This window comes from Streptomyces sp. NPDC086549, from assembly GCF_044746205.1.
In the GTDB taxonomy this organism is placed as follows: Bacteria; Actinomycetota; Actinomycetes; order Streptomycetales; family Streptomycetaceae; genus Streptomyces.
Genome location: NZ_JBIVBS010000016.1, coordinates 116,689 through 136,094, shown reverse-complemented (window position 1 = coordinate 136,094; position 19,406 = coordinate 116,689). Strand labels below are relative to the sequence as shown.

Annotated in this window: 21 protein-coding genes; 17 read left to right on the top strand and 4 right to left on the bottom strand. The window is 71.1% G+C overall.

Annotated elements, in window-relative coordinates; all coding sequences use genetic code 11:
- The first annotated feature begins 206 nt into the window (after positions 1 to 206).
- The 11 genes from ACIPSA_RS38525 (at position 207) to ACIPSA_RS38475 (ending at position 11,320) form a co-directional block, all read left to right on the top strand.
- Entirely contained in the window at positions 207 to 1,076 is an 870-nt protein-coding gene (locus ACIPSA_RS38525) for a hypothetical protein (protein WP_402643538.1), read from the top strand.
- A gap of 88 nt (positions 1,077 to 1,164) precedes the next feature.
- Positions 1,165 to 2,061 (top strand): LLM class flavin-dependent oxidoreductase, encoded by an 897-nt coding sequence (locus ACIPSA_RS38520; protein ID WP_402643536.1) that lies wholly within the window; start codon positions 1,165 to 1,167, stop codon positions 2,059 to 2,061.
- 8 nt (positions 2,062 to 2,069) lie between these two features.
- The gene (locus tag ACIPSA_RS38515) at positions 2,070 to 2,591 is read left to right on the top strand and encodes a hypothetical protein (protein ID WP_402643533.1); all 522 of its coding nucleotides are present in this window, start codon (positions 2,070 to 2,072) and stop codon (positions 2,589 to 2,591) included.
- Entirely contained in the window at positions 2,581 to 3,387 is an 807-nt protein-coding gene (locus ACIPSA_RS38510; protein WP_402643531.1) for a hypothetical protein, read from the top strand. The genes ACIPSA_RS38515 and ACIPSA_RS38510 overlap by 11 nt, the downstream gene beginning before the upstream one ends.
- A complete protein-coding gene (locus ACIPSA_RS38505) occupies positions 3,384 to 4,283 on the top strand; it encodes a RimK family alpha-L-glutamate ligase (RefSeq protein WP_402643529.1) in 900 nt (299 codons plus the stop codon). Before ACIPSA_RS38510 ends, ACIPSA_RS38505 begins: the two co-directional genes overlap by 4 nt.
- Entirely contained in the window at positions 4,280 to 4,990 is a 711-nt protein-coding gene (locus ACIPSA_RS38500; RefSeq protein WP_402643526.1) for a hypothetical protein, read from the top strand. The genes ACIPSA_RS38505 and ACIPSA_RS38500 overlap by 4 nt, the downstream gene beginning before the upstream one ends.
- Positions 4,991 to 4,994: 4 nt before the next feature.
- Positions 4,995 to 5,807, top strand: coding sequence for a phytanoyl-CoA dioxygenase family protein (locus ACIPSA_RS38495; RefSeq protein ID WP_402643524.1), 813 nt, complete (start codon positions 4,995 to 4,997; stop codon positions 5,805 to 5,807).
- A 57-nt stretch (positions 5,808 to 5,864) separates the two neighbouring features.
- On the top strand, positions 5,865 to 6,131 hold the full coding sequence (locus ACIPSA_RS38490; RefSeq protein ID WP_402643521.1) for a hypothetical protein: 267 nt from the start codon (positions 5,865 to 5,867) through the stop codon (positions 6,129 to 6,131).
- Between the two features lie 162 nt (positions 6,132 to 6,293).
- On the top strand, positions 6,294 to 9,668 hold the full coding sequence (locus ACIPSA_RS38485) for a pyruvate carboxylase (protein WP_402643835.1): 3,375 nt from the start codon (positions 6,294 to 6,296) through the stop codon (positions 9,666 to 9,668).
- A gap of 141 nt (positions 9,669 to 9,809) precedes the next feature.
- Positions 9,810 to 10,604, top strand: coding sequence for an SGNH/GDSL hydrolase family protein (locus ACIPSA_RS38480; RefSeq protein WP_402643520.1), 795 nt, complete (start codon positions 9,810 to 9,812; stop codon positions 10,602 to 10,604).
- 95 nt (positions 10,605 to 10,699) lie between these two features.
- Entirely contained in the window at positions 10,700 to 11,320 is a 621-nt protein-coding gene (locus ACIPSA_RS38475) for a TetR/AcrR family transcriptional regulator (protein WP_402643517.1), read from the top strand.
- 27 nt (positions 11,321 to 11,347) lie between these two features.
- Here the strand turns inward: ACIPSA_RS38475 and ACIPSA_RS38470 are convergent, their stop codons facing one another.
- Both ACIPSA_RS38470 and ACIPSA_RS38465 read right to left on the bottom strand, forming a co-directional pair.
- Positions 11,348 to 11,956, bottom strand: coding sequence for a GPP34 family phosphoprotein (locus ACIPSA_RS38470; RefSeq protein ID WP_402643514.1), 609 nt, complete (start codon positions 11,954 to 11,956; stop codon positions 11,348 to 11,350).
- A 123-nt stretch (positions 11,957 to 12,079) separates the two neighbouring features.
- On the bottom strand, positions 12,080 to 12,382 hold the full coding sequence (locus tag ACIPSA_RS38465; protein WP_402643512.1) for a muconolactone Delta-isomerase family protein: 303 nt from the start codon (positions 12,380 to 12,382) through the stop codon (positions 12,080 to 12,082).
- 110 nt (positions 12,383 to 12,492) lie between these two features.
- Between ACIPSA_RS38465 and ACIPSA_RS38460 the strand changes: the two genes are divergently transcribed.
- The 5 genes from ACIPSA_RS38460 (at position 12,493) to ACIPSA_RS38440 (ending at position 16,672) form a co-directional block, all read left to right on the top strand.
- Complete coding sequence (locus tag ACIPSA_RS38460; protein ID WP_402643509.1) at positions 12,493 to 13,419, top strand: LysR family transcriptional regulator; 927 nt, start codon at positions 12,493 to 12,495, stop codon at positions 13,417 to 13,419.
- Positions 13,420 to 13,586: 167 nt separating this feature from the next.
- A complete protein-coding gene (locus ACIPSA_RS38455; RefSeq protein WP_402643507.1) occupies positions 13,587 to 14,300 on the top strand; it encodes an SDR family NAD(P)-dependent oxidoreductase in 714 nt (237 codons plus the stop codon).
- 77 nt (positions 14,301 to 14,377) lie between these two features.
- Entirely contained in the window at positions 14,378 to 14,749 is a 372-nt protein-coding gene (locus ACIPSA_RS38450) for a hypothetical protein (RefSeq protein WP_402643505.1), read from the top strand.
- Between the two features lie 117 nt (positions 14,750 to 14,866).
- Positions 14,867 to 15,436, top strand: a complete 570-nt coding sequence (locus ACIPSA_RS38445) for a TetR/AcrR family transcriptional regulator (protein WP_402643504.1) — start codon at positions 14,867 to 14,869, stop codon at positions 15,434 to 15,436.
- Between the two features lie 48 nt (positions 15,437 to 15,484).
- Positions 15,485 to 16,672, top strand: coding sequence for a GDSL-type esterase/lipase family protein (locus ACIPSA_RS38440; RefSeq protein WP_402643501.1), 1,188 nt, complete (start codon positions 15,485 to 15,487; stop codon positions 16,670 to 16,672).
- Positions 16,673 to 16,682: 10 nt separating this feature from the next.
- Here ACIPSA_RS38440 and ACIPSA_RS38435 read toward each other — a convergent pair whose 3' ends face one another.
- Together ACIPSA_RS38435 and ACIPSA_RS38430 are read right to left on the bottom strand one after the other, a co-directional pair.
- Positions 16,683 to 17,378, bottom strand: a complete 696-nt coding sequence (locus ACIPSA_RS38435; RefSeq protein ID WP_402643499.1) for a DUF4232 domain-containing protein — start codon at positions 17,376 to 17,378, stop codon at positions 16,683 to 16,685.
- Positions 17,379 to 17,517: 139 nt separating this feature from the next.
- Positions 17,518 to 18,213: a type 1 glutamine amidotransferase domain-containing protein gene (locus tag ACIPSA_RS38430; RefSeq protein ID WP_402643496.1), complete on the bottom strand. Its 696-nt coding sequence runs from the start codon at positions 18,211 to 18,213 to the stop codon at positions 17,518 to 17,520.
- A gap of 195 nt (positions 18,214 to 18,408) precedes the next feature.
- On the opposite strand from ACIPSA_RS38430, the gene ACIPSA_RS38425 reads away from it, so the two are divergent.
- Positions 18,409 to 19,224, top strand: a complete 816-nt coding sequence (locus ACIPSA_RS38425; protein WP_402643492.1) for a DUF427 domain-containing protein — start codon at positions 18,409 to 18,411, stop codon at positions 19,222 to 19,224.
- The last annotated feature ends 182 nt before the right edge of the window (positions 19,225 to 19,406 follow it).

Below are 19,406 nucleotides of genomic sequence, written 5' to 3'. Positions count from 1 at the left end.
CGGGCAACTACCGCCGAACCTCACGACACGGGAGAGGAACACCCTGGAACACTCCGATTACCACGTTATGGGAGTAGTTGTTCACCTGCACCTTGGGGGCCTGACGGTCCGAACGGGACATGAATCAACCTGGTGGGTCGTCCACCCGTCTATACGGTCGCGGGAGGCGGAAGCGATCGGTGGACAGCCCCTGCGAGGGGGAGTTCATGAGCGCTGGACTAATGGGGGAGTCGTCTTCCCCGATCCCGCGCGTCGTGTTGTGGGCGGGGCGTGTGCTGCGGGGCGAGTGGCGGGGCGTCGTCGTCGATCCCGTACGCCGGCTTCGCCGGTGCGGGGTCTCGGGGCTCTGTCTTGCGTTCGTGGCCGCGTCAGGGGTCATCTTCTTCCACCACCTGGCCCAGCGGCCGGCCGGAGCGAGAGCGGTGTGGCTGCTGGGCGGTGTCACGGCCGACCTGCCCCTGTGGTTGTCCCTGCTGCGCACCCCGGTGTCGCTGTACGTCCCGGCGCTCGATCTGCCGGTGTGGGCGGGCATCACGCAGCTGTTCCTCGCCTTCGCCCTGGCCGAACTCATACTCGGCCGGGCCCGTACCCTGTTCGTCGCGTACGTCACCACACTGGCCGGGACGCTCACCGCCCGGGTGATGATCGCGCTCGGTCCCGGCTGGTGGGGGCTGGGGCTGCCGCCCCAGTGCGGGAAGGTGCTCGACACCGGGCCGTCCGCCGCGGTGGTGGGACTGTTCACCTACATCGCGGTGATCCGGCGAGCGCCCGTCGTGTTCGCCCTGACCGGCGGGGCGATGGCGTGGGAGTCGATCGCCGTGCCCAACCTGGCCGGCCGTGAACACCTGATAGCGGTGGGCTCGGCGGTCGTCCTGGCGCTCTTTCAGGGACGCCGGAGGTCGCTGGAGAGGACGGCCGGGGGCACCCTGCCGGTGCCGGCCGTCGACGGTGCGCGAAGCAATTCCATACCATGGGTTTCCACTGCCTTTCTCGAACATTCGTCCAACTCTCCTGAATCATCTCCAACAAGAATGAGCAGAAACCTTTCACGTGAATCGAGGAAAACCAAGGCATAGCGATCTCCGAGGTCGCTTGCTAGACTCGCGCCGTTGCCTGAAGTGGCCCAATCGATAACTCGGGGGGCGCGGGTCCATGAAGGTCGGTGTGACGCTACCCTTGGCGGAATACCCCACCAGACAACCCTCGTACGAAGAAATAAGAGCCCTCGCCCGGCAGGCCGAATCGGCCGCGTTCGACTCGGTCTGGTGCTTCGATCACCTGCTCTTTCGCGAAGGTGGCGGCCCTACCGAGGGCATCTGGGAATCGTGGACGACGCTCACCGCGCTTGCCGAGGCCACCTCCCGGATCGAACTGGGCACGCTCGTCCTGTGCACTGCTTTCCGGAATCCCGCCGTCCTGGCCAAAATGGCGGCAACTCTCGACTCCATCAGTAACGGGCGACTCATTCTCGGACTGGGTGCAGGTTGGCACCGTCCGGAATTCGAGGCGTTCGGCCTGGAATTCGATCACCGCGCGGAACGCTTCGAGGAAGCCCTGACGATCATCGCTTCGCTGCTGCGCACCGGGCGGGCGGAATTCGACGGCCGGTATTCCTGGGTCCATGGCGGTGAACTGCGCCCGCGCGGTGTGCGGGCCTCGGGGCCGCCCATTCTGGTGGGCGCCTTCGGGCCGCGGATGCTGCGTGCGACCGCACGCCACGCAGACCTGTGGAACGGCTGCTGGTTCGGCCCTCCGGCCGCGTTCGAGGGAGCCCTGGACGGGGTGCGGGCCGCCTGCAGGGACGTCGGCCGGGAGCCGGCGTCCCTGCGGCTCACCGCCGGCGTGAACGTCGTACCGCTCGGCGAGGCGACCGGAAGAGACCCGGACCAGCCGGTGCTCTCGGGCACCCCGGCGGACATCGCCAAGGGGTTCGCCGGCTACCGGGATCTCGGTGTCGAACACCTCGTCTGCAATCTCAACCCCCATCACGCTGCCGCACAGCGGCAGCTGGCCGAAGCCCTGCGGTGCTACCGCGCCGAGTTCGACCCGAGTGAGGAGTGAGCCCTCCGATGACATGGACGATCGACGAGGCCAGGGTGATGCCCTTCCTGAGGGCGGCCCACCGCCGGGACCTGCTCGCCCGGTTGTGGCGGCCGCCGGCCCCGGACGTCGCCGCGGGTGTGCCCGAGCCCGTGGTTCCCGCGCCGGACAACCCCGACGAGCCGGAGGTGCGGGCCAAGAACTTCAAGGACTTCAAGGACAGCAAGGACTCCAAGGACGGCAAGGACTCCAAGGAGTCGAAGGACTACAAGGACTTCAAGGACTACAAGGACAGCAAGGACGTCAAGGACGGCAAAGAGGGCAAGGACCACAAGGACTTCAAGGACGGCAAGGACTTCAAGGACAGCCGGGACGGCGCTTGGACGCCTCCCGAGCGGGGCGGTGTGCCGTTCGACGAACGGCCCGTCGACGACGCAGGGCCCACGGAACACATGTCGGCCGAGGCCGCCGTGGATGCCGACGACATCCTGGCCGTACTGCGCGCCTCCCGGGCCGGCCGGTTCCTGCGGGAGCGTGGCCTTGTCATCTGAACCCCTCACCCCGGCCGACCTCATCGTGGTCGCCGACCCGCAGGACGCCGTGGCGGGCGAGATGGCGGAGTACGTGGCCGAACAGGGCCGCTCCGTGGCGGTCCTCGACGTCTTCGACGCGGCGCAGCTGTTCACCGTCACCACTCGCGCGGGCGCGGCGACGGTCGAACCCGTCGTTCCCCTCGTCCTCCTGCTGCCGCCACCGCCCACACGGCGGATCAGTTTCGACGCCGAGTTCCAGCTGGGTGAGTGCCTCGCGCACCTGTGGGCCGTCGCGGCACTCACCCCCGCCCCCGTCATCAACCGCCCGTCGGCCACCCTGGTGGCCGGCCGCACCTCGCGCTCCGCGGCGGTGACCGAACGGCGGGCCGGGGAGGACGGCGGCAGCGAGGTGTTCTCCTTCGACTACCCCCGGCCGGGCAGCCCCGAAGGGGACACCTTCTGGGTGGAGGACCTCGGCACGCTCCGTGCCCGCCCCTGGCCGCGGCGGCCGCCGGGGACGGGTCCCTACCGGGCACGGTGGTCGGACGCCGACCCCGCGACGGAGACGGTCGTCGTGCTCGGCGACCGAGCCTGGTGCTGCACCACCGTCGACCTCGGCCATCTCGCCCTGGAATCCCGCAGCGTCGCCGCGGCGGCCGCACTCGACCTGTGCCTGGCGGCCCTCGTCTGGAGGGTGACGGACGGCGCGGCCGAGGCACGCCTGGTGCACGTGGAACCGTTCCCCGCCCTGGAGCAGTTGCGGATGGTCTGGCTCGGCCTCGGACCTCGCCTCATGGAGGTGCTGTTCCCATGATCTACGCGGTCGGGCTCGCCACCGACGGAACGCTCGCCCACTTCATCGGCGAGGCAGTCGTCGAACGGTCGGAACCGGTCACCCTCATCGACCTCGGCGACCTGGTCGAGGAGGGCGCCTGGCGCTTCGCGCTGCCCGACGACGGCGACAGCTGGGTCCTGGCCGGCGACCGGCGCCACGACCTCTCGCCGTCGGACGGCTACTTCTGCCGGCTCGCGGACCTCTCGGTCTTCGAGGACGACGCCACCCGCACGGTGCGCTGGCAGAGTCTGCTGACGTCCTTCACCGCATGGCTCGACCGGGTCCCCGGCACGGTGGTGAACCGCCCCGGCGCGCCGGGCGACAACGGGTCCAAGCCGCTGCACGAAGTCACCCTCGCCCGGCACGGCTTCGAGGTACCGGAGAGCCTGTCCGGCTCGGACCCGGGACGCCTGCGCGCGTTCGCCGACGCCGGACCGACGATCGTCAAGGCCCTGTCGGGCGTGCGGGCGGACAGCAGGCTCGTCACCGGCGCCGAGTTCGACGACTTCGTGCCCCCGCAGGGCCCGGTTCACCTGCAACGCTACGTGGCGGGCAGCGACGTGCGCGTCCATGTCTGCGGAGCGGACGTCCACGCCGAGGAGGCGCTGTCCTCGGCGGTCGACTACCGCACCGCGCACCCGCGGGATGTGGAGTTCCGCCCCCACGACCTGCCCGCCGGCCTGGCCGCCCGCATCGTCGCCTGCACACACGACCTCGGTCTGGCCTTCGCGGGCTGGGACCTGAAACGGGACGCGCACGGCTCGTACTGGTGCCTGGAGGCCAACCCGATGCCCGGATACGACTGGTACGACCGCCGGGCGGGCGGCGCCATCACCGCGTCGCTGCTCCGCCTGCTGACGGGAGGGCCCGCGTGATCACGGACCTTCCCCTGCTCACCGCCGAACGCACCGGCGACCTGCGGGAGCGCGTGTACTCCCTGCGGGAGCACTGGATCGCACGTGGCGGAGATCCGCCCGCGTTCCTCACCCTCGGCACGCCGAGCTACCTCGACATGGCGGAGCGTCCGGAGACCGACAACTACGAGCGCCACGGCGTGGGTTCCCGGCCGCTGCTGTGGAAGCACTTCCAGGACCTGTACGACCTGGTGGGCGACGCGCTGCAGGACCACCTGGACGCCCCGGTCCACTACGCCGACCACCTGGCGCTGCCCGGCTTCCACATATGGCTGGAGGCCGCCATCTTCACCAGGCCGCAGGCGCCCGTCCACTTCGACCTGCAGTACCAGGCGTTCGACTGGCCGCAGGGCACCGACACCGACCGGCTGCTGTCGTTCACCCTGCCGCTGCGGGTGCCCGTGGCCGGCGGCGGACTCAACCTCTGGGAGGCGACCTACCAGGAGTTCCGCCGCGCCCTCGCGCGCGGCTGGGTGGAGAGCGCGGCGGACCTGCAGCGCTTCCACCCCAGGAAATACGTCCCCTACACACCCGGACACCTCTACCTCCACTCCGGGCACGTCCTGCACCAGGTCGCCCCCAGCAGCGCGGTGCACCCGGGCGACGAACGCCTGACACTGCAGGGCCACGGCGTGTGGTGCGACGGCCGCTGGCTGCTCTACTGGTGACGCGATGACGGTCCTGACCCGCACCGACCTGGAGGACTTCACCGAGCGCGGCCACTGCGTGCTCCGGGGCGCGTTCGACGAGCGGCGCGCGGCGGCGGTCCGCGAGGCCGTGTGGGCGCGCATGCGGCTGAAGGCCGGCATCGACCGCGCCGACCCGAGTACCTGGCCCGGCGCGTACGACATCGAGGAACGGCTCCACATCCCCGAAGTACGCGCCTGCTTCCCCGACGTGCTCGCACAAGCGGTCGAGGAACTGGTGGGCCGGGACCGCTGGCGCGGGGACCGGCACTGGGGGTTCTGGCCGGTGAACTTCACCCACGGCGCGGACCGGCCGCCGGGGGCGGTCCCCGCGTACGGCTGGCACATCGACGGAAACTGGTTCCGCCACACCCTCGACGCGCCCCACCAGGGCCTGCTCCTCGTCGGCCTGTTCTGCGACATCGCTCCCGGAGCGGGCGGCACCCTGGTGGCCGAGGGCAGCCACCGCCGTACGGCCCACGTCCTCGCCAGGCATCCCGAGGGGCTCACCCACAAAGAACTCTTCGACCACGTGCTCTCCGAGCCCCTCGGCAATGTCACCGAGCTCACCGGCCGGGCCGGAGACGTCGTCCTGGCCCACCCGTTCCTGTTCCACACCCGCGGCTTCAAGCACACCGGCCCGCCCCGCTTCATCAGCAACACCGAGGCGGGCCTGACCGCGCCCCTGCGCCTGCGCCGCACCGACGGCTCCGCGTACTCGGTACTGGAGGAGTCCATCAGGACGGCCCTCGCGGCGCCCCCACCGGTCTTCGACCCACCGCTGAAGTGCCGGTTCTGAGCTTGCGGACCGCCCACCCGAAGCCCGTTGTCAGTGGCGCCTGCGAGTCTGCACACCATGGATGAGCAGGAGTTCATGCGCGGCAGGGTGTACGGGGCCGATCACGACGACGCGGGTCCCCAACCGGGCCACACCTATGCGCAGCTGGTCGGGGGCCCGCTGGACGGGCTGCTGCTGGACATCACCGACCGGCCCGCCCCGTCGCCGCCGGAGCAGGTGGCGCTGGTGACGGAGATAGGCCGCTACGGACCCGGCGGCCGCGCCCTGTACGCGCCCCGGCCGAGCGATGTCCGCCGCTACGACTGGCACGGCGACGTACGCTGACGGCCGGGCCGTTGATTTGGGCTGGGCCGTTCGATGTCGATGTCAATGTGATGTTTCCCGCCTTCAGCGACACGCCAGCCCGCCCCTAACGTTGCCGCATGGCACGGCAGGGGGATGGCCGACACCATGGAGTTCGTCGCCGGCAGGCTGAAGGGGTCGAGAATGTTCCGCAAGGTGCTGGTCGCCAACCGTGGCGAGATCGCGATTCGCGCGTTCCGCGCAGGCTATGAGCTGGGCGCGCGGACGGTAGCCGTCTTTCCCTACGAGGACCGCAACTCGCTGCACCGGCTGAAGGCCGACGAGGCCTACGAGATCGGCGAACCGGGGCACCCCGTGCGGGCGTACCTCTCCGTCGAGGAGATCGTCGGCGCGGCACGCCGGGCGGGAGCGGACGCGGTCTACCCGGGCTACGGCTTCCTCTCCGAGAACCCCGAACTGGCCCGCGCCTGCGAGGAGGCGGGCATCACCTTCGTCGGGCCGAACGCGCACACCCTGGAGCTCACCGGGAACAAGGCCCGCGCGGTGGCCGCGGCCCGCGCGGCCGGCGTCCCGGTGCTCGGCTCCTCCGCGCCCTCCAACGACATCGACGAACTGGTCCGCGCCGCCGAGGACATCGGCTTCCCGGTGTTCGTCAAGGCGGTCGCCGGCGGCGGCGGTCGCGGTATGCGCCGGGTCGAGGACCCCGCCCTGCTGCGTGAGTCCATCGAGGCGGCGTCGCGCGAGGCCGCGTCCGCGTTCGGCGACCCGACCGTCTTCCTGGAGAAGGCGGTCGTGGATCCGCGCCACATCGAGGTGCAGATCCTCGCCGACGGGGACGGCAACGTCATCCACCTGTTCGAGCGGGACTGCTCGCTGCAGCGCCGCCACCAGAAGGTGATCGAGCTCGCGCCCGCGCCCAACCTCGACCCGGAGCTGCGCGACCGGATCTGCGCCGACGCGGTGCGCTTCGCCCGCGAGATCGGCTACCGCAACGCGGGCACCGTGGAGTTCCTGCTCGACCGGGACGGCAACCACGTCTTCATCGAGATGAACCCGCGCATCCAGGTCGAGCACACGGTGACCGAAGAGGTCACCGATGTCGACCTGGTGCAGGCCCAGTTGCGCATCGCGTCCGGTGAGACGCTGGCCGACCTCGGGCTGTCGCAGGAGACCGTGACCCTGCGCGGAGCCGCGCTGCAGTGCCGTATCACCACCGAGGACCCGGCCAACGGCTTCCGCCCGGACACCGGCCGCATCAGCGCGTACCGCTCGCCGGGCGGCTCGGGCATCCGCCTCGACGGCGGCACCACGCACGCGGGTACGGAGATCAGCGCGCACTTCGACTCCATGCTCGTGAAACTCACCTGCCGCGGCCGGGACTTGAAGGCCGCGATCGGCCGGGCCCGGCGAGCCGTCGCCGAGTTCCGCATCCGCGGTGTCGCCACGAACATCCCGTTCCTGCAAGCCGTCCTCGACGACCCGGACTTCCAGGCCGGGCGGGTCACCACGTCGTTCATCGAACAGCGGCCGCACCTGCTCACCGCGCGCTCCTCCGCCGACCGCGGCACCAAGCTGCTCACCTACCTCGCCGACGTCACGGTGAACAAGCCGCACGGCGAGCGCCCCGAGTTGCTGGACCCGCTCACCAAGCTGCCCGTACTGGCGGCGGGCGAGCCGCCCGCGGGCTCCCGGCAGAGGCTCGTCGACCTCGGCCCGGAGGGCTTCGCCCGCTGGCTGCGCGAGTCGCCGACCATCGGCGTCACCGACACCACCTTCCGCGACGCCCACCAGTCGCTGCTCGCCACCCGGGTGCGGACCAAGGACCTGCTCGCCGTCGCCCCGGTCGTCGCACGGACCCTGCCCGAGCTGCTGTCCCTGGAGTGCTGGGGCGGCGCCACCTACGACGTCGCCCTGCGCTTCCTCGCCGAGGACCCCTGGGAGCGGCTGGCGGCGCTGCGCGAGGCGGTCCCCAACATCTGTCTGCAGATGCTGCTGCGCGGCCGCAACACCGTCGGCTACACGCCCTACCCCACCGAGGTGACCGACGCCTTTGTGCAGGAGGCCGCCGCGACCGGCATCGACATCTTCCGGATCTTCGACGCCCTCAACGACGTCGGCCAGATGCGGCCCGCCATCGACGCCGTACGGGAGACCGGCACGGCGATCGCCGAGGTCGCCCTCTGCTACACCTCCGACCTGTCCGACCCGAACGAGCGCCTGTACACCCTCGACTACTACCTCCGCCTGGCCGAGCAGATCGTGGAGGCGGGCGCCCACGTCCTGGCCGTCAAGGACATGGCCGGCCTGCTGCGCGCCCCGGCCGCGGCCAAGCTGGTGTCGGCACTGCGCCGCGAGTTCGACCTCCCGGTGCACCTGCACACCCACGACACCGCGGGCGGCCAGCTCGCCACCTACCTCGCCGCGATCCAGGCGGGCGCGGACGCGGTGGACGGAGCGGTGGCCTCGATGGCCGGAACCACCTCGCAGCCGTCGCTGTCGGCACTCGTCGCCGCGACCGACCACTCCGAGCGCCCCACCGGCCTCGACCTCCAGGCCGTCGGCGACCTGGAGCCGTACTGGGAGAGCGTCCGCCGCATCTACGCGCCGTTCGAGGCGGGCCTCGCCTCCCCGACCGGGCGCGTCTACCACCACGAGATCCCCGGCGGCCAGCTGTCCAACCTGCGTACCCAGGCGGTCGCCCTGGGCCTCGGCGACCGCTTCGAGGACATCGAGGCGATGTACGCCGCCGCGGACCGGATCCTGGGCCACCTGGTCAAGGTCACGCCGTCCTCGAAGGTGGTCGGCGACCTCGCCCTGCACCTGGTCGGTGCGGGCGTGAAGCCGGAGGACTTCGAGGCGACACCCGACAAGTACGACATCCCCGACTCCGTGATCGGCTTCCTGCGCGGCGAGCTGGGCACCCCGCCCGGCGGCTGGCCGGAGCCGTTCCGCACCAAGGCGCTCCAGGGGCGCGCCGAGGCCAAGCCCGTGCAGGAGCTGACGACCGAGGATCGTGAGGGCCTGGAGAAGTCCCGGCGCACGACACTCAACAGGCTGCTGTTCCCCGGTCCGACGCGCGACTTCGACACCCACCGCCAGGCGTACGGCGACACCAGCGTCCTGGACAGCAAGGACTTCTTCTACGGACTGCGCCCCGCCAAGGAGTACGCCGTCGACCTGGAGCCGGGCGTACGGCTCCTGATCGAGCTTCAGGCCGTCGGCGAGGCCGACGAACGCGGTATGCGCACCGTGATGTCCACCCTCAACGGCCAGCTCCGGCCGATCCAGGTGCGCGACAACGCGGCGGCCTCCGATGTGCCGGTCACCGAGAAGGCCGACCGCTCCAACCCGGGCCATGTCGCGGCTCCGTTCGCCGGTGTGGTGACTCTCGCGGTCGCCGAGGGCGACGAGGTGCGGGCGGGTGCCACGGTCGCCACCATCGAGGCCATGAAGATGGAGGCCACGATCACCGCCCCGAAGGCCGGCAGGGTGTCCCGGCTGGCCATCAACCGGATCCAGCAGGTGGAGGGCGGCGACCTCCTCGTCGAGATCGGCTGACCCCCGCGCCCCGGGGGCCGGACCCGCAGGAGCGGTCCGGCCCCCGGGGCGCGCTCGCTGTTCTCGTTGTTATGGTCCACGTTATAGTCAACAACGCACCTAGTTGCCTATGCGTCTATTGCGGGGGAAGGCGGTAGCCCGGTGTCGGTCGGTGGGTATCTGCGGTACGTCGCCCTGGGGGACAGCCAGACCGAGGGCGTCGGTGACGGGGACGACGGCGGCGGTCTGCGCGGGTGGGCCGACCGGCTGGCCGAGCGGATCGCGAGCGACAGCCCGGACCTGCGGTACGCCAACCTTGCCGTGCGCGGCCGCCTGGCCGGACAGGTGCGGGCCGAACAGCTCGCCCCGGCGCTCGCGATGCGGCCGGACCTGGCCACCGTGGTCGCTGGCGTGAACGACCTGCTGCGCCCCCGCTTCGACGCCGACGAGGTGGGCGGCCACCTGGAGGAGATGTTCGCCGCGCTGGCCGGACAGGGCACCCGGGTCGCGACGCTCACCTTCCCCGACGTCTCCCGCATCACCCCGCTGGCCCGCCCGATCGCCCCGCGGGTGTTCGCGCTCAACGACCGCATCCGGGAGGCCGCCCGGCGCCACGGCGTGGTCGTGGCCGAGACGTCCGGCCATCCGGTGGTGACCGATCCCCGGTTGTGGAGCCCCGACCGGCTGCATGCCAGTCCGCTCGGTCACGCGCGCATCGCCGCCGCGGTCGCCCACGCACTCGAACTTCCGGGCAGCGACGACAGCTGGACCCGGCCGCTTCCCGGCAGCCACGCGCCTTCGGGGCTGCGGGCAGCGGGCGCCGAACTGCGCTGGGCCGGCTCTTTCCTGGGACCGTGGCTGGTCCGCCGGATCCGCGGCCGCTCGTCCGGCGACGGACGCGGGGCCAAGCGCCCCACGCTGCTTCCGGCGACCGCGCTCACCGAGGAGTCCTTCTGACGCGTGCTCCGTGGGCCCCGTGCAGCGCGGTGATGGCCACGCATGGGGTCGCCCCAGCACCCCAGCAGATAGTCGACCGGTCGTACACTCGACGTATGGGACGGACCAGCGACGCCAGGGACAAGATCCTCACCGCCGCGCAGTCGCTCATCGAGCTGCGCGGCTACTCCGCCCTGGGGGTGGCCGAGATCTGCAAGACGGCCGGCGTGCCGAAGGGGAGCTTCTACTACTTCTTCGAGTCCAAGGAAGCCCTGGCCCTGACCGTCGTCGACGAGCACTGGGCCGCCCAGAAGCGTGACTGGACGCGCATTCTGACCGGCGAGGCGGAGCCACTGCAGCGGCTGCGCCTGCTGTTCGAGGAGACGCAGGCCGTGCAGCACGCGGGGCAGCAGAGCTGCGGGACCGTGTCGGGCTGCCTCTTCGGGAACCTCACGCTGGAGATGAGCAACCACACCGAGGCCATCCGCACGCGGTTGCAGGAGATCTTCGACGCACAGGTCGAGATGGTCGAGTCGGTGATCGTCGAGGCCCTCGGGCGGGGTGAGGTCACCGTGGCCGACACGCGGGCGGCCGCGCAGTCCGTGGTCGCCCAGCTGGAGGGGCAGGTGCTGTTCGCCAAGCTCTACAACAACACGGGGCGACTCGGCCCGCTGTGGGCGAACTGCCTCGCCCTGCTCGGAGCGCGGCCGACGACCGAGCCCGTCGCCGGCGTCTGACGCCCGACGCCTGACCGTCGGCACGGATCAGGGTGCCCGCCAGATGTTGTCGAAGGCCGCCTCTTCGATCTCGCGCCGGTGCCGTACGGCCGCCAGTTCCGTCACCGCGTCGTGGACGGCGTCGAGTACGGTCGCGATCGAGTCGTCGGTGAGGTCCGCGAGGTCTTCCCCGGTCGGCTCGTCCCGGATCCCCACGGCGGCCCCGAGCTGGGCCAGGACGGGCTCGCCCGAGGTCCAGCGATCGGTCGCGCGGCGGTGGGCCGGTGTATCGGGCCGTGCCGTCGGATCGGTGCGCAGCGGAAGCCAGCCGCGTCGTTGCCCGGTGAGCTCGCCTTCCGCCTCCAGGGCGGCGAGATAGGCCGCGGACAGGCCACGGCCGCGACGCCACAGCCAGTCCTGCACGGACTCGTACGGCGCCTGCCGCCTCAGCGACGACACCGCCTCGTCCAGCAGACGATCATCCGTCGCCTGCTCCGGGCCGGGCACGATGCTGTCGTCGTCGAGGGTGAGGGCGTGGCCGTCGATGAGGTCGATCAGCTCGGCTCCCGCGAGGGCCAGCGAGAGGTCCCCCTGCTCGACCGTACGGCCGGCGGTGACGTCCAAGGCGACGGTCATGAGGTCCCGCGATGTGGTCATGTCGGACTCCATGTCAGAGGTTCGGCTGTCGTACCGGCGCGGCGTGTCGCACCACCACCATGTGGTGCGGGGAGCCGACGCGCAGCATGGCAGCGGCCGCCGCGGCCGCGAGGAGGCGTGCCGTCACTGCGTGGCGTCGGTCCGGCCCGGGTCGTTGGGGTGCGATTCGAGCGCCGTCACGGTGGGGGTCATCCACGGGCGCAGCGGGAGCGTGCCGAGCACCTTCTCGTGGAGTTCCTCCTCGTCGGCGGCTCGCCAGATGCCGATGCTGCGCAGCTCGCCGACCGGGCGCCACAGCCGCGCCAGATGGCCGGTGGCGGCCAGTTCCCGGGCGCGGACGGCTTCGGCGGCGCGCCTACGGTCGACCTCGTCCTGACCGGTGCCCTCCGGGATGGCGGTGGTGATCTCCACCAGGAACTCTCGCATGGTCCTGCTCCGCTCGCTGGATTCGCTCCCCCCATGGTCCGCCTGCCGGAGGGACCGCGCCATGACCGGCGTCTTCGCTGCTGTCAGGTGCAGACTCGCACCGACGTAGCATGACCGGCGTGGAACTGCGCCAGCTGCGGTACTTCGTCGCCGTCGCCGAGGAGCTGAACTTCGGCCGGGCCGCGGAGCGCCTCCTCATCGCGGGACCTTCCCTGTCCCAGCAGATCAAGGCACTCGAACGCGACCTCGGTGTGCGTCTGTTCGATCGCGATCGCCGTTCGGTGTCCCTCACCGCGGCCGGTTCCGCCCTGCTCCCGTACACCCGTTCCCTGCTGGAGCGGGCCGACGACCTCCGGCACCGCGCGGATCGGCTGTCCGGGACGGAGTCGGTGCGGCTCGGCTACGTCAACTGGCTGCCGCCCGATCTGACCGCCCGTACCGCAGCGCTGGCGCAGGTCCATGTCGACGCGTGGATCGCGCCCTCGCACACCCAGGCCGCCCGGGTGGCCGACGGCAGCCTGGACCTGGCGGTGTGCTGGGTGCGCACGGAAGATCTGGAGCGGCACGGCCTGTGCGCCCGGCTCGTCGGCGCCGACCGGCTGCACGCCGTCGCCACCGGCGACGACACCGCTGACGTGCCCGCCCGGGACACCGACGTCCTCCTCGACGCCGACACCACCTCCTGGTCGTCCTGGAACGTCTACGCCGAAGAGCTGGCCCGGGACACCGGGGCCCACGCGGTCCACATCTCCGACGGGGGCATCACCGGCCCGGCCTTCTTCGACCACGTCCGCCGCAGCGGCCGACCTGTCGTCAACTCGCCCAAGGGCCAGACCGCTCCGCTCCCACCGGACCTCGTCCGCCGCCCGGTCACCGAGCCGGAGATCCACTGGACCTGGTCCCTGGTGTGGCGCCGAGGTGAGGTCCGCGCCGCGGTCCTCGCCGTCATCGACGCCCTGTGCGCCGGCGGCGACTTCGGGATCCATGGTCCCGGCGCCTGGCTGCCGGCCGGCGATCCCTACCGTTCACCCCGCTGACCTGCGCTGGGAGGCCGCGCCTACCAGCTGGGAGGAAACCGGTCCCGAGCCGGGGCGTCCCGGGCTTTGACCTCTCCCGGGCGGCGACCTACGGTCAAATAGTCGACCGGTCGGTTAGCTCGGTCGGGAATCGCCCCTTCTTCCGTTTGTTCCGCGAGGAGAACACCATGAGTACTCAAGGCCAGAAGGTCGCCGTCATCACCGGCGCGTCCCAGGGCATCGGCGCCGGCCTCGTCGACGCCTACCGCAAGCTCGGCCACGCGGTGGTCGCCACCTCGCGCACCATCGCTCCCGCCGACGACGCCGGCATCGTGACCGTCCAGGGCGACATCGCCGACCCCGCCACCGCCGAGCGCGTCGTGGCGGCGGCCGTCGAGCGGTTCGGCCGTATCGACACGCTGGTCAACAATGCGGGGATCTTCGTCGCCAAGCCGTTCACCGACTACACCGAGGACGACTACGCGGCCGTGACCGGAATCAACCTCGCCGGCTTCTTCCGCATCACCCAGCAGGCCCTGCCGCGCATGCTCGCCCAGGGCGGCGGCCACATCGTCAACATCACCACCAGTCTGGTCGACAACGCCGACTCCCGAGTTCCCTCCGTCCTGGCCTCGTTGACCAAGGGCGGTCTGCAGTCCGCGACCAAGTCCCTCGCGATCGAGTACGCCATGCGCGGCATCCGCGTCAACGCCGTCTCGCCCGGCACGATCAAGACGCCCATGCATCCCGAGGAGGCCCACGAGGCCCTCGCGGGCCTGCACCCGGTCGGCCGGATGGGTGAGCCCGGTGACGTCGTCGACGCGGTCGTCTACCTGGAGAACGCCCCCTTCGTCACCGGCGAGATCCTCCACGTCGACGGAGGCATGAGCGCCGGCCACTGATCCGCGGGACCCCGTTCGTGACGGAGGCCGGAAAGCCACCGTCACGGCCCGACGACACGACCAGGAGGAGAACCCCGATGAACGGCACCACGGACAGCGAAGCGATTCTGCGCGGTGTCCTCGACCAGTGGAAAGCAGGCGTCGACGGCCACGAACCGGAGCTGGTCGCCGCCCGGTTCACCGAAGACGCGATCTTCCAGGGGCTGCGCCCGTACACCGTGGGGCGGCCGGGAGTCGCCGCCTACTACGACTCCCAGCCCATCGGACTGACGGCCGAGTACCGCATCCTCGAGACCAGGCGCCTCGCCGACGACCTCGTGCTCGGCTATCTGGAGGTCGACTTTTCGTTCACCGACCGACCCGCCGTCAACGTCAACCTCGGCGTGCTGCTCAAGCGCACGGAGGAGGGCTGGCGCATCGGCCACTACCAGGTCTCCCGCCTCGGTTAGCCCCTGTTCCTCGACGCCCGGGGCGTTCGGCGCCCCGGGCGGGCGAGAGGTGTACCGGAATTTGCCTAAGGCCTTTAGGCAAATGCATAATCCTCTCGGCTCAATGGGAGGAAGGTTATGGCGCGCGCAGGACTGACCCCGGAACGCCTGGCAAGGGCGGGAGCGGAACTGGCCGACGAGGTCGGCTTCGACCAGGTGACCGTGTCGGCGCTCGCCAGGCGGTTCGACGTCAAGGTCGCGAGCCTCTACTCGCATGTGAAGAACTCCCAGGACCTCAGGACCAGGATCGCCCTGCTCGCCCTGGAGGAACTCGCCGACCGGGCCGCCGACGCGCTGGCCGGCCGGGCGGGCAAGGACGCCCTGGCCGCGTTCGCGAACGTGTACCGCGACTACGCCCGGGAGCATCCCGGCCGTTATGCCGCGGCCCAGCTCAGGCTCGACCCGGAGACGGCGGCCGCGAGCGCCGGCGTGAGACACGCACAGATGACACGGGCGATCCTGCGCGGCTACGACCTGACGGAGCCGGACCAGACCCACGCGGTCCGGTTGCTGGGCAGCGTCTTCCACGGCTACGTCAGCCTGGAAATGGGGGGAGGGTTCAGCCACAGCGCCCCCGACTCGCAGGAAACCTGGACGCGGATCGTGGACGCCCTCGACGCCCTGCTGCGGAACTGGCCCGCGCCCTGACCCGAACCACCCGTAAGTCCGTACACGTCCACAGGAACAGGCGGGGCAATGCACACCACCCGGGGCGGCTGGATCACCACGCCCATCACCGCGAACCTGCTGCGTGGCGCCCTCGACGCGGAGCGCACCGCGCACGGGCTGCTGCCGCACCGGCTGCCCGCCTGCGCCCGTGCCCAGAACACCGACGGACAGCTCGCCATGGCGGAGGCCCAGCCCTCCGGCGTACGGCTGGTCTTCCGTACCCGCGCCACCGCCGTCGAACTCGACACCCTGCCCACCAAGCGGGTCTACGTGGGCGCCCCGCCCCGACCGGACGGCGTCTACGACCTGATCGTCGACGGCAGCCCGGCCGGCCGGGCCGTCGTGACCGGTGGCAACACCCTGACCATCGACCTGACCACCGGGACCGCCGAACACCGGCCCGGCCCGAGCGGCACCCTCCGCTTCACCGGTTTGTGCGACGGTGTGAAGGACGTCGAGATATGGCTGCCGCACAACGAGGCCACCGAACTCGTCGCCCTGCGCACCGACGCCCCCGTGGAGCCCGTGCCCGACCGCGGCCGCACAGTGTGGCTGCACCACGGCAGTTCGATCAGCCACGGCTCGGACGCCGAGAGCCCCACCACCACGTGGCCCGCACTCGCCGCCCGCCTCGGCGGCGTGGAACTGATCAACCTGGGCATGGGCGGCAGCGCTCTGCTCGACCCCTTCACCGCCCGTGCGATGCGGGACACCCCTGCCGGTCTGATCAGCATCAAGATCGGCATCAACCTGGTCAACACCGATCTGATGCGCCTGCGGGCCTTCACTCCGGCCGTCCACGGCTTCCTGGACACGGTCCGGGAGGGGCACCCCGTCGCACCCCTGCTCGTCGTCTCGCCGATCCTGTGCCCCATCCACGAGGACACCCCCCGCCCCAGCGTCCCGGACTTCAGCCGTCTGGCCGCCGGACAGCTGCGGTTCCTGGCCGCCGGTGATCCGGCGGAGCGCGCGAGCGGGAAGCTGACGCTCGGCGTCATCCGGGACGAGCTGGCCCGGATCGTGGAGAAGCGGGCGGCCGAGGACCCGAATCTCCATTACCTCGACGGCCGTGACCTGTACGGCCCGGCCGACTCGGCCGAGCTGCCGCTGCCCGACGAACTCCACCCGGACGCCGCCACCCATCGCCGTATCGGCGAACGCTTCGCCGCGCTGGCCTTCGCCGCCGACGGCGCCTTCGCCGGGCGCGGCGCCTGACGGTCCGGGCTCAGGACGGCTTCGCCGCCGACACCGCGTTGACGGTGACCTTGTTGTCGCACTCGGCGAACTGGCCGTCGTCCAGGGCGACTTGCTGGGCCCCGGAGCCCGGCAGGCCGATCACCATCGTCGGATACACGACCGGCTTCGCACCGGACTCGCAGTAGCCGTCGGCCTCGCCCTGTACCTGCACGAACGTCAGCTTCACCCATGCCTTGGCGCCCGGCGTCACGGTCACCGGCGAGGCCGTGCCCGTGGGGGTCACCGCCAGCGGGCTGTTGTGCTGCGGGGCACCGTTGCCCGCCCCGGCCACCGTCGGATGCCCCTGGAGGACACAAGGCTGCGCGGAGACGTTGGTGAACTCGACCACCGCCGCCCCGATCCCCGTGCCGTCGGGGCGAACGGCCGCCTGCCGGGCGGTCGCCTTCAGGGCGGTCGGTGCGCAGGTCTTCGCAGCCTTGCCCGACGACCCGGATCCGGTGTCCGCGGTGGAGGCGCTCGTGGCGGAGGCCTTCGGCGTGCCCGGGCCGGAAGGCTTCACGCTCGGATGGCCTGGCGTCGTCGTGGCGGACGCCGTGCTCGGCGTCTGCGACGGCGACTCGGCGGCCGGTTCGTCACCGCCCGGCTGGCACGCGGTCACCACCAGCGCGGCTGACACGGCGGCCATGGCCATCGCCGTTCTGCGGAAACCCTTTTCGTACTGCATGTCGCCCCCCGATATCGGATTGCACGGGCCGGCCCTTCGCCGGCACTCGTCGATGGAGACATGTCCTCAGGTTGCTGGGTTTCCGCTGTGGATCACCTGTGACACGGCAGTGACAAAAGGCCGGGCCGTACGCTGGGGCTCAGGCCAGCTTCTTGAGGACCTCGGCCGCGAGCGGGGCGGACGAGGACGGGTTCTGGCCGGTGACGAGGTTGCGGTCGACGACCACGTTCGGCGCCCAGGGCTCGCCCGCCCGGACGTTCACGCCGGCCTCGACCAGCCGGGTCTCCAGGAGCCACTTCGCCTTGTCGGCCAGGCCGGCCTGCGTCTCCTCGGCGTTGGTGAACGCGGCCACCTCGTATCCCGCGAAGGCGTTGGAGCCGTCCTCGTGGACGGCGGCCAGGAGCGCGGCCGGTCCGTGGCAGACGACGGCGAGCGGCCTGCCCGAGTCGAGGGCGTCGATGAGCAGCCGGCCCGAGGCGGCGTCGACGGCGAGGTCCTCCATCGGGCCGTGGCCGCCGGGGTAGAAGACGGCCGCGTACTCGGCGAGGTCGACGTCCTCCAGCGTGATCGGGTGCTCCAGCTCCGTCATCGCGGAGAGCCCTTCGGCGATCTCGTCGGCGCCCTGCCGGCCGCCGTTGACCTCCGGAGCCAGGCTGCCCTTGTCCACGGTGGGGACCACGCCACCGGGCGTGGCGACGACGACCTCATGGCCGGCGGCCTTGAACGCCCGGTACGGGGCGACGGCCTCCTCGGCCCAGAAGCCCGAGGGGTGCCGGGTGCCGTCGGCGAGCGTCCAGTGGTCGACGCCGGTCATCACGAAAAGGATCTTCGACATGCTGTTTCTCCCTGTGGATCATCTGGATCATCTGGATCGTCAGTGTGGCGAACGTCCTCGAAGGTATGTCCGCCTGCCATAGCTTTCCAATGAGGAATCCAATGTCTGGCATAGGGATTCCAATGGGTGTCCCCTGGGTGGGAACGCCGACCGCGGTCGCGGGCGTTACTGAACCACCGGAAGGGAGAAGGGGACATGACCACACTCCGCACCACGGTATCCGCAGGCGCCACTTCCGAAGGCCTCCTCTGGGAGCCCAGCGGCCGCTGGGTGCGCGGTCGCAAGGGCGACATCACCGTGGTGGACAGCAGGCACCCCGTCCTCGTCTGGGAGCCCGGCGTGCCCGTACCGATGTACGCGTTCCCGCGTGAGGAGGTCCGCGAGGACCTGCTGCGCCCGGCGAAGAACCCGCCGACCGGCGCCCACACGGGATCGCGGATCTTCTACGACCTCGAAGCCGACGGCGAGCTGCTGGAGAACGCGGCCTGGACCTTCCCCGCGGACGACCTGGCCGGCCACATCGCCTTCGAATGGTTCCGGCGCACCGGCCGCGGTCTCGACCACTGGTACGAGGAGGAGGAAGAGATCTTCGTGCACCCGCGCGACCCGCACAAACGGGTGGACGCCCTGCCGAGCAGCCGCCACGTCGTGGTCGAGATCGGCGGCACGGTCGTGGCCGACACCCACCGCCCGGTGCTGCTCTTCGAGACGGGCCTGCCGACCCGCTACTACATCCCGCGCGAGGATGTCCGCCTCGGCCTGTTCGTCCCCACCGACCACGCCAGCGCCTGCCCCTACAAGGGCACCGCCGAGTACTGGTCCTGGCGCGGCGAGGGCGACGTCCCGCCCAATGTCGTCTGGAGCTACCCGGAGCCCCTTGCGGCGGTGGCCGCGGTCAAGGGGCTCCTGGCCTTCTACGACGAAGCCGTGGACGTCGTGGTGGACGGCGAACGACTGGAGCGCCCCACCACACCCTTCAGCCGGGCGCTCTCGACACGCTCCACGGCCTGACGCGCGCTCCTGCGCCCGTGCCGGGCGGCCTCACGGTCCCGGTCATTCGCCCTGCAATCTCCCGATGCGGGAGGCACCCTTGACAGCGTGCGTACTGTTTCGCGACGTTTGAGCCTTGCTCCGCAATCCGGAATCCCGGGCGTCGGCCGCGCAACGAGCGCGTACACCGCGTGGATCAGCAG

Bases quoted from the DNA above. Each gene is read 5' to 3' on its own strand.
- ACIPSA_RS38525 (WP_402643538.1), top strand. From the start codon at position 207: ATGAGCGCTGGACTAATGGGGGAGTCGTCTTCCCCGATCCCGCGCGTC.
- ACIPSA_RS38515 (WP_402643533.1), top strand. From the start codon at position 2,070: ATGACATGGACGATCGACGAGGCCAGGGTGATGCCCTTCCTGAGGGCG.
- ACIPSA_RS38505 (WP_402643529.1), top strand. From the start codon at position 3,384: ATGATCTACGCGGTCGGGCTCGCCACCGACGGAACGCTCGCCCACTTC.
- ACIPSA_RS38495 (WP_402643524.1), top strand. From the start codon at position 4,995: ATGACGGTCCTGACCCGCACCGACCTGGAGGACTTCACCGAGCGCGGC.
- ACIPSA_RS38490 (WP_402643521.1), top strand. From the start codon at position 5,865: ATGGATGAGCAGGAGTTCATGCGCGGCAGGGTGTACGGGGCCGATCAC.
- ACIPSA_RS38485 (WP_402643835.1), top strand. From the start codon at position 6,294: ATGTTCCGCAAGGTGCTGGTCGCCAACCGTGGCGAGATCGCGATTCGC.
- ACIPSA_RS38475 (WP_402643517.1), top strand. From the start codon at position 10,700: ATGGGACGGACCAGCGACGCCAGGGACAAGATCCTCACCGCCGCGCAG.
- ACIPSA_RS38470 (WP_402643514.1), bottom strand. From the start codon at position 11,956: ATGACCACATCGCGGGACCTCATGACCGTCGCCTTGGACGTCACCGCC.
- ACIPSA_RS38465 (WP_402643512.1), bottom strand. From the start codon at position 12,382: ATGCGAGAGTTCCTGGTGGAGATCACCACCGCCATCCCGGAGGGCACC.
- ACIPSA_RS38460 (WP_402643509.1), top strand. From the start codon at position 12,493: ATGACCGGCGTGGAACTGCGCCAGCTGCGGTACTTCGTCGCCGTCGCC.
- ACIPSA_RS38455 (WP_402643507.1), top strand. From the start codon at position 13,587: ATGAGTACTCAAGGCCAGAAGGTCGCCGTCATCACCGGCGCGTCCCAG.
- ACIPSA_RS38450 (WP_402643505.1), top strand. From the start codon at position 14,378: ATGAACGGCACCACGGACAGCGAAGCGATTCTGCGCGGTGTCCTCGAC.
- ACIPSA_RS38445 (WP_402643504.1), top strand. From the start codon at position 14,867: ATGGCGCGCGCAGGACTGACCCCGGAACGCCTGGCAAGGGCGGGAGCG.
- ACIPSA_RS38440 (WP_402643501.1), top strand. From the start codon at position 15,485: ATGCACACCACCCGGGGCGGCTGGATCACCACGCCCATCACCGCGAAC.
- ACIPSA_RS38435 (WP_402643499.1), bottom strand. From the start codon at position 17,378: ATGCAGTACGAAAAGGGTTTCCGCAGAACGGCGATGGCCATGGCCGCC.
- ACIPSA_RS38430 (WP_402643496.1), bottom strand. From the start codon at position 18,213: ATGTCGAAGATCCTTTTCGTGATGACCGGCGTCGACCACTGGACGCTC.
- ACIPSA_RS38425 (WP_402643492.1), top strand. From the start codon at position 18,409: ATGACCACACTCCGCACCACGGTATCCGCAGGCGCCACTTCCGAAGGC.